This is a genomic window from Pseudomonas sp. H1_A03, from assembly GCF_054685145.1.
The window spans coordinates 5,922,012-5,934,926 of the sequence record NZ_CP162829.1 but is presented as its reverse complement, the minus strand read 5'-3'; the positions used below and the strand labels follow the sequence as shown (position 1 = coordinate 5,934,926).

The following is a 12,915-nucleotide window of genomic DNA, read 5'->3' as shown; positions in this document are numbered from 1 at the left end:
ACCTGCAGCGCTCAATAACAACAAGAGGTAGCTCATGTTCAAGAAGACTCTAGGCGCAGTAGCGCTTGCGATGGCGTTCAGCGGCGTGGCACTTGCCGAGGAAGTGAAGATCGGCTTTCTGGTCAAGCAGGCTGAAGAACCCTGGTTCCAGACCGAATGGGCCTTCGCCGAAAAAGCCGGTAAGGAACACGGTTTTACCGTGATCAAGATCGCCGTACCGGATGGCGAGAAAACCCTCTCGGCCATCGACAGCCTGGCCGCCAATGGCGCCAAGGGCTTTGTGATCTGCCCGCCGGACGTCTCCCTGGGCCCGGCCATCGTCGCCAAGGCCAAGGTCAACGGCTTGAAGGTGATGGCGGTGGATGATCGCTTTGTCGACGCCAAGGGCAACTTCATGGAAGACGTGCCGTACCTGGGCATGGCCGCCTTTGAAGTCGGCCAGAAGCAGGGCGCCGCCATGGCCGCCGAAGCGAAGAAACGCGGCTGGGACTGGAAGGAAACCTACGCTGTGATCAACACCTATAACGAACTCGACACCGGCAAAAAACGCACCGACGGTTCGATCAAATCCCTTGAAGAGGCGGGTATTCCCAAAGACCACATCCTGACCGCTGCTCTCAAGACCCTTGATGTTCCCGGCAGCATGGACGCCACCAACTCAGCCCTGGTCAAGCTGCCCAGCGGCGCGAAAAACCTGATCATCGGCGGCATGAACGACAACACCGTACTGGGCGGCGTGCGCGCCACCGAAAGCGCTGGCTTCAAGGCGGCCAACGTGATCGGCATCGGCATCAATGGCACTGACGCCATCGGCGAATTGAAGAAAGCCGACAGCGGCTTCTTTGGCTCGATGCTGCCCAGCCCGCACATTGAGGGCTACAACACCGCGCTGGCGATGTACGAGTGGGTCACCACCGGCAAGGAACCGGCGAAATACACCGCCATGGACGAAGTAACCTTGATCACCCGCGCCAACTTCCAGGAAGAACTGACCAAAATCGGGCTGTGGAAATGACCGGCGCGGCCTTGCGCTTCAACGGCATCGGCAAGGAGTTTCCTGGGGTCAAGGCCCTGGCGCAGATCAGCTTTGAAGCGCGGCCGCGCGAGGTGCACGCGCTGATGGGCGAGAACGGCGCGGGCAAGTCGACGCTGCTGAAAATTCTCGGTGGTGCCTACATCCCCAACAGCGGCACGCTGCAAATCGGCGAGCAGACCATGGCCTTCAAGTGCGCGGCCGACAGCATCGCCAGCGGCGTGGCGGTGATCCACCAGGAGCTGCATCTGGTGCCGGAAATGACCGTGGCCGAGAACCTGTTCCTTGGGCATTTGCCGACGCGCTTTGGTGTGGTCAACCGCCGCCAGTTGCGCCAGCAGGCGTTGGCTTGCCTCAAGGGGCTGGCGGATGAAATCGACCCGGATGAAAAGCTCGGCCGCCTGTCCCTGGGGCAGCGCCAACTGGTAGAAATCGCCAAGGCGTTGTCCCGTGGTGCGCATGTGATCGCGTTTGATGAACCCACCAGCAGCCTGTCGGCGCGGGAGATCGACCGCTTGATGGCGATCATCACGCGGCTGCGCGATGAGGGCAAAGTGGTGCTCTACGTGTCGCACCGCATGGAAGAAGTATTCCGCATCTGCAACGCGGTCACGGTGTTCAAGGACGGCCGCTACGTGCGCACCTTTGATGACATGAGCGCGCTGACCCACGACCAGTTGGTGACCTGCATGGTCGGTCGCGATATCCAGGATATCTACGACTACCGTGCGCGTGAACGCGGCGAAGTGGCACTCAAGGTTCAGGGGCTGCTCGGTCCAGGGGCTGCGTGAGCCGGTCAGTTTCCAAGTCCACAAGGGCGAGATTCTCGGCCTGTTCGGGCTGGTGGGGGCAGGGCGTACCGAGCTGTTTCGGCTTTTAAGCGGATTAACGCGTACGACCGCAGGGCACCTGGAATTGTGCGGCGAAAAACTGCAACTGCGCTCACCGCGCGATGCCATCGCCGCCGGCGTGTTGCTGTGCCCGGAAGACCGCAAGAAGGAAGGCATCATTCCGCTGTCCAGCGTCGCCGAGAACATCAATATCAGCGCACGCGGTGCCCATTCCGCCTTTGGCTGGCTGCTGCGCGACGGCTGGGAAACGCGCAACGCCGACCAGCAAATCAAGGCCATGAAGGTCAAAACGCCTAACGCCGAACAGAAAATCATGTACCTGTCCGGTGGCAATCAGCAGAAGGCCATTCTCGGCCGCTGGCTGTCGATGCCGATGAAAGTGCTGCTGCTGGATGAGCCGACCCGGGGCATCGATATCGGCGCCAAATCGGAGATCTACCAGATCATCCATAACTTGGCGGCCAGTGGCATCGCGGTGATTGTGGTGTCCAGCGACCTGATGGAAGTCATGGGGATTTCCGACCGCATCCTGGTGATGAGTGAAGGCGCCCTGACCGGCGAAGTGGCCCGCGATCAGGCGGATGAAGCACGGCTGTTGCAACTGGCTCTCCCGCGTTCGCGGGCTTGAAGATTTCGAGGTGAATGATGTCTGAGATAAAAACTGCAAAGGGCTTCTGGCCGGGTTTCAACCAGCGTAAGTTCCTGGACGATTGGGTGATGCTGTTGGCAGCACTCGGCATCTTTGTGCTCAGCGCGCTGTTTATCGACAACTTCCTTTCTCCGCTGAACATGCGCGGGCTGGGCCTGGCGATTTCTACGGTGGGCATTGCGGCGTGCACCATGCTGTTCTGCCTGGCGTCGGGCCACTTCGACTTGTCGGTGGGCTCGGTGATCGCCTGTGCCGGCGTGGTCGCGGGCATTGTGATTCGTGACACCGACAGCGTGGTCCTTGGCGTATCGGCGGCCTTGGCCATGGGCCTGGTGGTAGGGCTGATCAACGGCATCGTCATCGCCAAGCTGCGCATCAACGCGTTGATCGCGACGTTGGCGACCATGCAGATCGTGCGCGGCCTGGCGTACATCTTCTCCAACGGCAAGGCGGTCGGCGTGATGAACGAAGACTTCTTCGTCTTCGGCAACGGCCAACTGCTGGGTGTGCCAGTGCCGATCATCATCACCGTGCTGTGCTTTATGTTCTTCGGCTGGCTGCTCAACTACACCACCTACGGGCGCAACACCATGGCTATCGGCGGTAACCAGGAAGCCGCGTTGCTGGCGGGGGTAAACGTTGACCGGACCAAGATCATCATCTTTGCCGTGCATGGTTTGATTGGCGCCTTGGCCGGGGTGATTCTCGCGTCGCGCATGACCTCGGGTCAGCCGATGATTGGCCAGGGTTTTGAGCTGACAGTGATTTCTGCCTGTGTGCTGGGCGGGGTGTCGTTGAGCGGCGGCATCGGCATGATCCGCCATGTGATTGCCGGGGTGTTGATTCTGGCGATCATTGAGAATGCGATGAACCTGAAGAACATCGACACGTTTTACCAGTATGTGATCCGGGGCTCGATCCTGTTGCTGGCCGTCATCATCGACCGCATGAAGCAACGCTGACGTCCTGCCATGTGAAGATCAAAATATGGGATCTCCTCTGCTCTGGAGGATGGTATTTGCCATAATGGCGCCGTTTTCGTACTTCCCAATAGGCCCGATATGCAGGAAAACGCCCACACCCCCACCAAAGATACCGCCCCCACCGGCACCCAGACCCTGCTGCGTGGCCTGGGCGTGGTACAAGCAGTGGCGGCCGGTGCGCGGGATCTGAAAGAGATCGCCCGGCGCATCGGCACCACCCGCAGCACCACCCACCGCCTGGCCAGTTGCCTGGTGGACGAGCGTTACCTGCGCGTGGTGCCCCAGGTCGGTTACCTGCTGGGGCCGAAGTTGATCGAATTGGGTTTTCAGGCGCGGGAAGAGTTGCCATTGGTGACCCTGGCCATCCCGTATCTGGACAAGCTGTCGGCCCTGACCGGTGACACCATTCACCTGGCTATTCGCGAATACGACGACGTGCTTTACCTGCACAAGAACCCTGGCCGCTACGGCCCGGAAATGCGTTCGCGGGTCGGTCATCGCATGCCGCTGGCACGGACCGGGGTTGGCAAGGCGATGTTGCTGGATGACTCGGCTGAGGAATGGCGGCGTCTCTACGAAGCCAGCTTGCCGGAGGGCGGCAAGAACCTGCAATGGCCGCAGCACCCGGAGCAATCCTGGGCGCAGTTTGAGCAGCGCATGCGTGAATACGTGGTGGGCGGTTATGCGTTCGACCTGGAAGACAACGAGCCGTCGATCCGCTGCGTGGCCGCACCGGTGCGCGATGCCAGCCGGCGAATCGTCGCCGGCATCAGCATCGCCAGTACCGTGCCCTACATGCCGCTGGAAAAAATGGCCGAGCTGATTCCTGTGATCAAACAGGTTGCAGCGCGCCTCTCCGCAGAATTGGGCGCCAAAACCTGACCCTCCCGTAGCAGCTGTCGAGCGCCAGCGAGGCTGCGTCAGCGGTGTACCTGACACACCTCAGACGCAGCCTCGCCAAGGCTCGACAGCGGCTACGGGCGAGCGTCGCTTGGTTAGACCTTCAGGGTCGCCATGTCGATGACAAAGCGGTACTTCACATCGCCGGCGATCATGCGGCTGTAGGCTTCGTTGATATGGCGGATATCGAGCATCTCGATGTCACAGCTGATGCCGTGCTCGGCGCAGAAATCCAGGACCTCCTGGGTTTCGGCAATGCCACCGATCAACGAACCAGCCAGCACTTTACGGCCCATGATCAGCTTGGCGGCGTTGACCGGCGGGTCGACCGGTTCGATCAGGCCGACCAGGATGTGCACGCCGTCAAAGCGCAATACGTCGAGGTAGGGGTTGAGGTCGTGCTGCACCGGGATGGTGTCCAGCAGGAAGTCGAAGTGCCCGGCGGCGGCTTTCATCTGCTCGGCGTCGGTGGACACGATCACGTGATCGGCACCCTGGCGACGGCCTTCTTCGGCCTTGCTCGCGGAGCGGGTGAACAAGGTCACTTCCGCGCCAATCGCCTTGGCCAGCTTGATGCCCATATGGCCCAGGCCGCCCATGCCCAATACACCCACTTTGTCGCCGGCCTTGATGCCGTAGTGCTTGATCGGCGAATACATGGTGACGCCGGCGCACAGGATCGGCGCGGCGCTGGCCAGGTCGAGCTTGGCCGGGATCTTCACCACGAAGTGCTCGCTGACCACAATGCTGTCCGAGTAGCCGCCCATGGTGTTGCTGCCGTCGACGCGGTCCGGGGTGGCGTAGGTCATGGTTGGACCTTCGAGGCAATATTGCTCCAGGTCGGCTTTGCACGCATCGCAATGACGGCACGAATCGACCATGCAGCCCACGCCGACCAGGTCGCCGACTTTGTGTGCGGTGACGTTGGCGCCAACAGCGGTGACCTTGCCGACAATCTCGTGGCCCGGCATCAGCGGGTACACGGCGATGCCCCATTCGTTGCGCGCCTGGTGGATATCGGAGTGGCACACGCCGCAGTACAGGATCTCGATAGCCACGTCATCCACGCGTGGGCTGCGGCGCTGAAAGGACATGGGGGCGAGGGGAGTGGTGGCCGACTGGGCGGCGTAACCGATGGCGGTGTACATGGGGGAAACCTCGCAAAAGCAATGACAGGAGAGGCCGCGCATTTTCCGCACCGGGCCTTGATGCGGCCATGGTGATTGCTCCGAGTCTCATGCCTATTCGTCCGGGAGTGCCCCCTGATTGGATTTTTGTGTCGCCAGACCTGCGATGATGTTCTCATCCCTTTTTCGCGAAGTTTTTTGCCATGTTGTTGACTCGCCATCTCGACGCCAACGCCACGCTGGTTTCCCTGATTGAAGGCCTCACGCCGCGTGACGGTTTTTCTCCCACCCACCTGCCCGGCGTGCAGGTGCTGCGCGCCAGTTGCGACGTGGCGCGCGGCCCGCAGATCTATGAGCCGAGCCTGATGTTTGTGGCCCAGGGCAGCAAGGTCGCCTACCTGGGCCCGCGTACGCTGGAGTATGGCGCCGGGCATTACCTGATCCAGGCGATGCCGGTGCCGTTCGAGTGCGAGACGTTTGCCATGGCGCCGGATGCACCGCTTTTGGGGGTGACGGTGGGGATTGATCGCGTGGTGCTGGGCGAACTGGTGATGGCCATGGGCATTCAGGCCGGGCCGCCGCCGACGGCGCAGACGCTGGAGTCGATGAGTTCGGTGGTGCTCGATGATGCCATGCGCGGGTGTGTCGAACGGCTGTTGCAGTGCCTGCACGATCCGCTGGAAAGCCGGATCATGGGCCCGGCGCGGGTGCGCGAGTTATTGTTCACCGCGTTGCGCGGGCCGCAGGCCGATGTGCTGCGCGCGCTGGTCGAACAGCAAGGGCAGTTCTCGCGAATTGCCACGTCACTGAATCACCTGCATGCGCATTACGCCGAGCCGCTGAATATCGAGACGCTGGCGGGCTATGCGCACATGAGCGCGTCGACGTTTCATGAGCACTTCAAGCGCTGCACGCTGTTGTCGCCGGTGCAGTACCTGAAGCGTTTGCGCTTGCTCAAGGCCCAGCAGTTGCTGCTGGTGGAAGGGATGGGGGTAGCGCAGGCGGCGCATAGCGTGGGGTATCAGAGTACGTCGCAGTTCAGCCGGGAATATAAGCGCTACTTCGAGCGCAACCCTGGTGAAGAGCGGGCTGCATAAATCTTAGTGATTCAACCCGGTCAATGTGGGAGCAGGCAAGCCAGCGCCCACATTTTGACCGAGTCGAGCACAAAAAAAGGCCCTCGCAATGAGGGCCTCGTTTTTCAAGCCGCTGACTTACATATTCGGATAAGTCGGCCCACCCGCGCCTTCCGGCGTCACCCAGGTAATGTTCTGCGAAGGGTCCTTGATGTCACAGGTCTTGCAGTGCACACAGTTCTGGGCGTTGATCTGGAAGCGCTTCTCGCCGTCTTCCTGGGTGATCACCTCATACACACCCGCCGGGCAATAGCGCTGCGCCGGTTCATCGTAGAGCGGCAGGTTGGTGCCGATCGGGATGCTCGGGTCTTTCAACTTCAAGTGGCACGGCTGCTCTTCTTCATGGTTGGTGCCAGAGATGAACACCGAGCTCAGCTTGTCGAAGCTCAGCTTGCCGTCGGGTTTCGGGTAGTCGATCTTCTTGCTGTCCTTGGCCAGCTTGAGGCAGGCGTAGTCCGGCTTGGTGTCGTGCAGGGTGAACGGCATTTTGCCGCCGAGGATGTTCTGGTCGAACCAGTTGAAGCCCGCGCCGATGATCGGGCCGAACTTGTGCATCGCCGGGCCGAAGTTACGGCTGGCGAACAGTTCTTCGTAAAGCCAGCTGGCTTTGAAGCTGTCGACGTACCCGGTCAGTTCATCACCGCCCTCGGAGTCGGCAAACAGGCGATCGGCCACGGCGTCGGCGGCGAGCATGCCGGACTTCATCGCGGTGTGGCTGCCTTTGATCTTGGCCACGTTCATGGTGCCCAGGTCGCAACCGATCAGTGCGCCGCCCTTGAAGATCATCTTCGGCAGCGAATTGATACCGCCTTTGGCCAAGGCACGGGCGCCGTAGCTGATGCGCTTGCCACCTTCCAGGTACTGGGCAAGCACCGGGTGATGCTTGAGGCGCTGGAACTCATCGAACGGCGACAGAAAGGTATTGCTGTAAGACAGGTCGACAATCAGGCCGACAACCACCTGGTTGTTTTCCAGGTGATAAAGGAACGAGCCACCGGTGTTCTCGTTGCCCATGATGTCCAGCGGCCAGCCGGCGGTGTGCACCACCAGGCCTGGCTGATGCTTGGCCGGGTCGATCTCCCAGATTTCCTTCAGGCCGATGCCGTAGTGCTGGGCGTCGGCATCGCTGGCCAGGTTGAAACGTTCGATCAGTTGCTTGCCGATGTGGCCACGGCAGCCTTCGGCGAACAGCGTGTATTTGCCACGCAGCTCCATACCCGGGGTGTATACGCCTTCTTTTGGATTGCCTTCGCGGTCGACGCCGAGGTCACCGGTGATAATCCCGCGCACCACGCCGTTCTCGTCGAACAGCGCTTCCTGGGCGGCGAAGCCTGGGTAGACTTCCACGCCCAGGTTCTCGGCCTGCTGGGCGAGCCAGCGGCACAGGTTGCCCAGGGAGATGATGTAGTTGCCTTCGTTGTGCATGGTCTTGGGCACAAAGAAGTCAGGCACCTTGGTGGAAGCGTCCGGGCTGCGCAGTACATAAATGTCATCGCGCACCACGGGGGTGTTGAGCGGGGCACCGAGTGCTTTCCAGTCCGGGAACAGTTCGTTCAGGGCGCGTGGTTCAAACACGGCACCGGAGAGGATGTGTGCGCCGACTTCGGAGCCTTTTTCAACCACGCAGACGCTGATTTCCTTACCGGCTTCGGCGGCCTTCTGCTTCAGTCGGCAGGCGGCAGACAGGCCCGCCGGGCCAGCGCCGACGATGACCACGTCGAATTCCATGTATTCGCGTTCCACAGGCTATCTCCTACTCAAGGCTCAACAGGCTTTTTTTTCTAATGGGTGGAGGTTCGGTGTCGTCTGGCGCGAGGGCCGGACCCACCTTTCTCTCTAGGTGGCGCATTATATATAGACCACTGCTAGCGTCCAATACAAACGTTTGTTTGAATTGCCCGCAGGCTAGGAAAATCAAAGAGGCGCGGCTTATGACTGGCTATTTTGCCGTATTGACCAGAATAGGTGTTCCGGTCAATATACGGTCGGTTTCGCGCTTACCGTAGGCAGACTGCAGGTTTCAAGAGCACGTCCAAAAGCAAGACAGGTGACGCGTGCCCAAACTTTGGCGCGCAGTTTACACGCTGCGATAAAGAATGACCTCTCAGTCACCACTGACGAACGGTCATCATTTCCCGTGAGCCAGGTCACTCGCCGAGGTTTTTGGAGGTGCCCTTGTGTGCCGATGAGCATCAACCGCCAGGTTCGCCTAGGCGACTTTCTTTTCACCGGAGAGTAACGAGGAATCCATGAAGGTTCTTGTAGCTGTCAAACGCGTTGTCGATTACAACGTGAAAGTTCGCGTCAAGGCGGACAATTCCGGCGTCGACCTTGCTAACGTCAAAATGTCGATGAACCCTTTCTGCGAAATCGCTGTGGAAGAAGCCGTCCGCCTGAAAGAGAAAGGCGTGGCGACTGAAATCGTCGTGGTTTCCATCGGTCCTACCACTGCTCAAGAGCAGCTGCGTACCGCTCTGGCACTGGGCGCCGACCGCGCTATCCTGGTCGAGTCCGCTGAAGACCTGACCTCCCTGGCCGTGGCCAAGCTGCTCAAGGCCGTTGTCGACAAGGAACAACCTCAGCTGGTGATCCTTGGTAAACAAGCCATCGACAGCGACAACAACCAGACCGGCCAGATGCTGGCTGCACTGACCGGTTACGGCCAGGGCACCTTCGCGTCGAAAGTCGAAGTGAGCGGCGACAGCGTTGCTGTAACCCGTGAAATCGACGGCGGCGCACAGACCGTTTCGCTGAAACTGCCGGCCATCGTGACCACCGACCTGCGATTGAACGAGCCGCGCTACGCGTCCCTGCCAAACATCATGAAAGCCAAGAAGAAGCCTCTCGAAGTGCTGACGCCTGACGCTTTGGGCGTTTCCACCGCCTCCACCAACAAGACCGTAAAAGTTGAAGCGCCGGCTGCTCGCAGCGCAGGCATCAAGGTCAAGTCGGTGGCTGAATTGGTCGAGAAACTGAAAAACGAAGCGAAGGTGATCTGATCATGACTATCCTCGTAATCGCCGAACACGATAACAAGGTGCTGGCTCCGGCCACCCTGAACACCGTGGCTGCCGCCGCTAAAATCGGTGGCGACATTCACGTACTGGTTGCCGGCCAGGGCGCTGGCGCCGTGGCTGAAGCCGCTGCGAAAATCGCCGGTGTGAGCAAAGTACTGGTCGCCGACAACGCGGCCTACGCTCATCAACTGCCGGAAAACGTCGCGCCGCTGGTAGCTGAGCTGGGCGCTGGCTACAGCCACATTCTGGCTGCCGCGACCTCCAACGGCAAAAACATCCTGCCACGCGTTGCCGCGCAGCTGGACGTTGACCAGATCTCCGAGATCATCTCGGTCGAAAGCGCCGACACCTTCAAGCGCCCGATCTACGCCGGTAACGCCATTGCCACCGTGCAATCGACTGCTTCGGTAAAAGTCATCACCGTACGTGCCACCGGTTTCGACCCGGTTGCCGCCGAAGGTGGTTCGGCTGCCGTTGAAGCTGTTGCGGCTGCCCACGACGCTGGTACTTCCAGCTTTGTTGGCGAAGAGCTGGCCAAGTCGGATCGTCCTGAGCTGACCGCTGCCAAGATCGTCGTTTCGGGCGGGCGTGGCATGCAGAACGGTGACAACTTCAAGCACCTGTACGCCCTGGCTGACAAGCTGGGCGCTGCGGTCGGCGCTTCCCGCGCGGCCGTCGACGCAGGTTTCGTACCCAACGATATGCAGGTCGGCCAGACCGGCAAAATCGTTGCGCCACAGCTGTACATCGCCGTCGGTATTTCTGGCGCGATCCAGCACTTGGCCGGTATGAAAGACTCCAAAGTAATCGTCGCGATCAACAAGGACGAAGAAGCACCGATCTTCCAGGTGGCTGATTACGGCCTGGTGGCGGACTTGTTCGAAGCCGTACCTGAGTTGGAGAAGCTGGTCTAATCCAGTCGCTTCACTTATAAAGAGCCCGGTCTTATGACCGGGCTTTTTTTTGCGGCCCCTTTTTTGAACACCGGAGAGCTTCGCCATGGAACTGCGCCCCTGGAGCGTTTTGCTGGGCCTCACGCTGCTGCCGACGCTGTCGCTGGCGGCGGGCAAATGCGATCGCCTGGTGATCACCGGCAGCCCGGACACACCCCCTTTGCTCTGGCGCGACCCGCAGGACCCCACGCACCTGATCGGCGCCACCGCCGATGTGTTGCAACAAGTGGGCAAGGACCTCGGGTTAAAAATCGACCTGCTCTACGGCGGCAAGCGTTCCCTGGCCCTGGATGAAGTGCGCAGTGGGCGCATGGACATCCTCGCCGATGCGCCGCTGAACTTGGGTGAGCTGGAAACCCTCGACTACATCCACCCGGCGCTGGTGCAGCTCGACTATCTGGTCTGGACGCGCAAGGATTCGGCGCTGGCCTACACCACAGCCGCCGATCTGCATGGGCACAAGGGCGCCGTGTCCGAGCGGGCGCGCCTCAGCGCGGGCTTCGAGACCTTCGCCGGCCAGCAATTGACCTTGCAACGCCTGCCATCCCTGACGCCAGCGTTTCAGAAACTGCTGCTGGGCGAGGTGGACTATGTGCTCGCCGGGCGTTATCCCGGCATGGCCATGGCGCAGACCTTGGGCATGAGCAACGACCTGGTCGCCCGCGATGTGCCGATCGATCAGCCGGGCCTGTACCTGGCGATTTCACACAACTCGGCCTGCAATGATCCGTGGTTGCGCGGACAGCTTGCTAAAAAGATGACAGAATTGCCGACGTCCGGTGTGGCGGAAGCGGTGCTGCAGCGCAATCTGGAGCGCTGGAAAGCACAATTGCAGCAACCCGTCGGCACCCCAACAAAGTAGGGATTTTCAGTGACTCTTCGACCTCTTTTCGCGGCCCTCGCCGTTGTCGCTCTGGCGGGATGTGCAGCCGATCCTGCGCCGAATGAACAAATGCGCCTGACCCAGCAAGCCTTGGAGCAAGCCAGTGCCGTGGGTGCCAACGCGGATGAATCGCCTGAATTGAAATTGGCCGAAGCTAAATTCGCCCGAGCCAAGTCGAGCATGGCCGACGAATCCTACAAAAACGCGCGTATGCGTTTCGAGCAAGCCGAGCTGGACGCACGCCTGGCCGAAGCCAAGGTGCTGACGCGCAAGAGCCAGGAACAACTGAACGTGCTCAACACCCGTATCACCCGCCTGCGCAAGCAATTGCAGTTGGGGGAAGCCCAATGAGCCCGATGATCCGCAGTTTGAGTGGTGCCGTGCTGCTGGGCACTGCCGTGCTGGGCGGTTGCGCCAGCCATCCCGATAGCGAACAGGCCTTGCAACAGGCGGGCACTGACTTCCAGAAGGTTAAGGAAGACGCCAATGTGTTGCGCATCGCCCCTAAGGACGTGATCCGTGCCGGTGAATCCCTGGCCCGTGCCGACCGCTTGTCCAGTTACTGGGGCAGCGGCTCCGACGTCGTGCATTACGCCTACCTGAGCCAGCGCTACAGCGCCATTGCCCGCGAGCACACCGAGCAGGCGCTCAACGAAGAGCGCGCCGCCAAGCTGGAGCTGGAACGCCAGCGCCTGCAACTGGCCCTGCGTGAAAGCAAGCTGATCAGCGTGCAGCAGCAGGGCAAGTGGCTCGAAGAACAGATCGCCAGCCTGGCCACCACCCAGACCGATCGCGGCCTGGTGATGACGTTGGGCGACGTGCTGTTCGATACCGGTGTGGCAGAACTGAAAAACTCGGCCAACCGCACTGTGCTGAAAATCGTACAGTTCCTGCAATTGAACCCCAAGCGCGTGGTGCGCATCGAGGGTTATGCCGACAACACGGGCGGTGAGCGGGAAAATCTGAAACTGTCCCGCGACCGTGCGCAGTCGGTGGCGGATGTGCTGGTGGACCTGGGTATCGACGAAAAGCGCATCCAGGTTGAAGGTTATGGTGACCAGTTCCCGGTGGAGGCCAATGCTTCCGAGCGGGGCAGGGCGCAGAACCGTCGGGTAGAGATCGTCTTCTCGGACGAGAAGGGCCAATTGGGCGCCGCTCGCTAGGCGTCTGGCACCAGTCAAAATGTGGGAGCTGGCTTGCCTGCGATGCGGGCAACGCGGTTTCTGAGGCATACCGAGGCGATGCAATCGCAGGCAAGCCAGCTCCCACAGGGAGTGCACCGATCCATGATCGGTTTTTTTATGCCTGAAATTCCTGTCACCACCCTTACAGTTTTTACTGTCACTCCCGCCCGCGCTCGACTATTGTGGCAACTGTCCCCGT

11 protein-coding genes and 1 pseudogene are annotated in these 12,915 nt (G+C 60.6%); 10 read left to right on the top strand and 2 right to left on the bottom strand.

Features of this window, described 5'->3' with window-relative positions; translation table 11 throughout:
• Positions 1-34: 34 nt before the first annotated feature.
• The 4 genes and pseudogenes from AB4O35_RS27405 to AB4O35_RS27390 all read left to right on the top strand — a co-directional run bounded on the left by AB4O35_RS27405 (position 35) and on the right by AB4O35_RS27390 (position 4,398).
• Positions 35-1,015 carry a substrate-binding domain-containing protein gene (locus AB4O35_RS27405; protein WP_049711944.1) on the top strand — a complete coding sequence of 327 codons (981 nt, stop codon included), beginning with the start codon at positions 35-37 and terminating at the stop codon, positions 1,013-1,015.
• A pseudogene (araG, locus tag AB4O35_RS27400) lies at positions 1,012-2,512 on the top strand (L-arabinose ABC transporter ATP-binding protein AraG). Before AB4O35_RS27405 ends, araG begins: the two are co-directional and overlap by 4 nt.
• A gap of 17 nt (positions 2,513-2,529) precedes the next feature.
• Positions 2,530-3,495: an L-arabinose ABC transporter permease AraH gene (araH, locus tag AB4O35_RS27395; RefSeq protein ID WP_065874020.1), complete on the top strand. Its 966-nt coding sequence runs from the start codon at positions 2,530-2,532 to the stop codon at positions 3,493-3,495.
• 99 nt (positions 3,496-3,594) lie between these two features.
• The gene (locus AB4O35_RS27390; RefSeq protein WP_065946256.1) at positions 3,595-4,398 is read left to right on the top strand and encodes an IclR family transcriptional regulator; all 804 of its coding nucleotides are present in this window, start codon (positions 3,595-3,597) and stop codon (positions 4,396-4,398) included.
• A 113-nt stretch (positions 4,399-4,511) separates the two neighbouring features.
• Here AB4O35_RS27390 and AB4O35_RS27385 read toward each other — a convergent pair whose 3' ends face one another.
• On the bottom strand, positions 4,512-5,564 hold the full coding sequence (locus tag AB4O35_RS27385; protein WP_065873949.1) for an NAD(P)-dependent alcohol dehydrogenase: 1,053 nt from the start codon (positions 5,562-5,564) through the stop codon (positions 4,512-4,514).
• A gap of 182 nt (positions 5,565-5,746) precedes the next feature.
• Between AB4O35_RS27385 and AB4O35_RS27380 the strand changes: the two genes are divergently transcribed.
• A complete protein-coding gene (locus AB4O35_RS27380) occupies positions 5,747-6,640 on the top strand; it encodes an AraC family transcriptional regulator (protein ID WP_049711947.1) in 894 nt (297 codons plus the stop codon).
• Positions 6,641-6,757: 117 nt separating this feature from the next.
• Here the strand turns inward: AB4O35_RS27380 and AB4O35_RS27375 are convergent, their stop codons facing one another.
• Positions 6,758-8,422: an electron transfer flavoprotein-ubiquinone oxidoreductase gene (locus AB4O35_RS27375; RefSeq protein WP_065881308.1), complete on the bottom strand. Its 1,665-nt coding sequence runs from the start codon at positions 8,420-8,422 to the stop codon at positions 6,758-6,760.
• A gap of 506 nt (positions 8,423-8,928) precedes the next feature.
• Between AB4O35_RS27375 and AB4O35_RS27370 the strand changes: the two genes are divergently transcribed.
• The 5 genes from AB4O35_RS27370 to AB4O35_RS27350 all read left to right on the top strand — a co-directional run bounded on the left by AB4O35_RS27370 (position 8,929) and on the right by AB4O35_RS27350 (position 12,695).
• Positions 8,929-9,678, top strand: a complete 750-nt coding sequence (locus AB4O35_RS27370; protein WP_032887429.1) for an electron transfer flavoprotein subunit beta/FixA family protein — start codon at positions 8,929-8,931, stop codon at positions 9,676-9,678.
• 2 nt (positions 9,679-9,680) lie between these two features.
• Entirely contained in the window at positions 9,681-10,610 is a 930-nt protein-coding gene (locus AB4O35_RS27365) for an electron transfer flavoprotein subunit alpha/FixB family protein (protein ID WP_065873947.1), read from the top strand.
• An 85-nt stretch (positions 10,611-10,695) separates the two neighbouring features.
• A complete protein-coding gene (locus AB4O35_RS27360) occupies positions 10,696-11,511 on the top strand; it encodes a substrate-binding periplasmic protein (RefSeq protein ID WP_065889839.1) in 816 nt (271 codons plus the stop codon).
• A 9-nt stretch (positions 11,512-11,520) separates the two neighbouring features.
• Positions 11,521-11,883: a DUF4398 domain-containing protein gene (locus tag AB4O35_RS27355; RefSeq protein ID WP_049711951.1), complete on the top strand. Its 363-nt coding sequence runs from the start codon at positions 11,521-11,523 to the stop codon at positions 11,881-11,883.
• A complete protein-coding gene (locus AB4O35_RS27350) occupies positions 11,880-12,695 on the top strand; it encodes an OmpA family protein (protein WP_065889838.1) in 816 nt (271 codons plus the stop codon). Before AB4O35_RS27355 ends, AB4O35_RS27350 begins: the two co-directional genes overlap by 4 nt.
• Positions 12,696-12,915: the final 220 nt, after the last annotated feature.

What these genes read in the sequence shown, in the direction of transcription:
- AB4O35_RS27380 (WP_049711947.1), top strand. Translation starts at nt 5,747, where the DNA reads ATGTTGTTGACTCGCCATCTCGACGCCAACGCCACGCTGGTTTCCCTG.
- AB4O35_RS27385 (WP_065873949.1), bottom strand. Translation starts at nt 5,564, where the DNA reads ATGTACACCGCCATCGGTTACGCCGCCCAGTCGGCCACCACTCCCCTC.
- AB4O35_RS27365 (WP_065873947.1), top strand. Translation starts at nt 9,681, where the DNA reads ATGACTATCCTCGTAATCGCCGAACACGATAACAAGGTGCTGGCTCCG.
- araH (WP_065874020.1), top strand. Translation starts at nt 2,530, where the DNA reads ATGTCTGAGATAAAAACTGCAAAGGGCTTCTGGCCGGGTTTCAACCAG.
- AB4O35_RS27390 (WP_065946256.1), top strand. Translation starts at nt 3,595, where the DNA reads ATGCAGGAAAACGCCCACACCCCCACCAAAGATACCGCCCCCACCGGC.
- AB4O35_RS27350 (WP_065889838.1), top strand. Translation starts at nt 11,880, where the DNA reads ATGAGCCCGATGATCCGCAGTTTGAGTGGTGCCGTGCTGCTGGGCACT.
- AB4O35_RS27405 (WP_049711944.1), top strand. Translation starts at nt 35, where the DNA reads ATGTTCAAGAAGACTCTAGGCGCAGTAGCGCTTGCGATGGCGTTCAGC.
- AB4O35_RS27360 (WP_065889839.1), top strand. Translation starts at nt 10,696, where the DNA reads ATGGAACTGCGCCCCTGGAGCGTTTTGCTGGGCCTCACGCTGCTGCCG.
- AB4O35_RS27370 (WP_032887429.1), top strand. Translation starts at nt 8,929, where the DNA reads ATGAAGGTTCTTGTAGCTGTCAAACGCGTTGTCGATTACAACGTGAAA.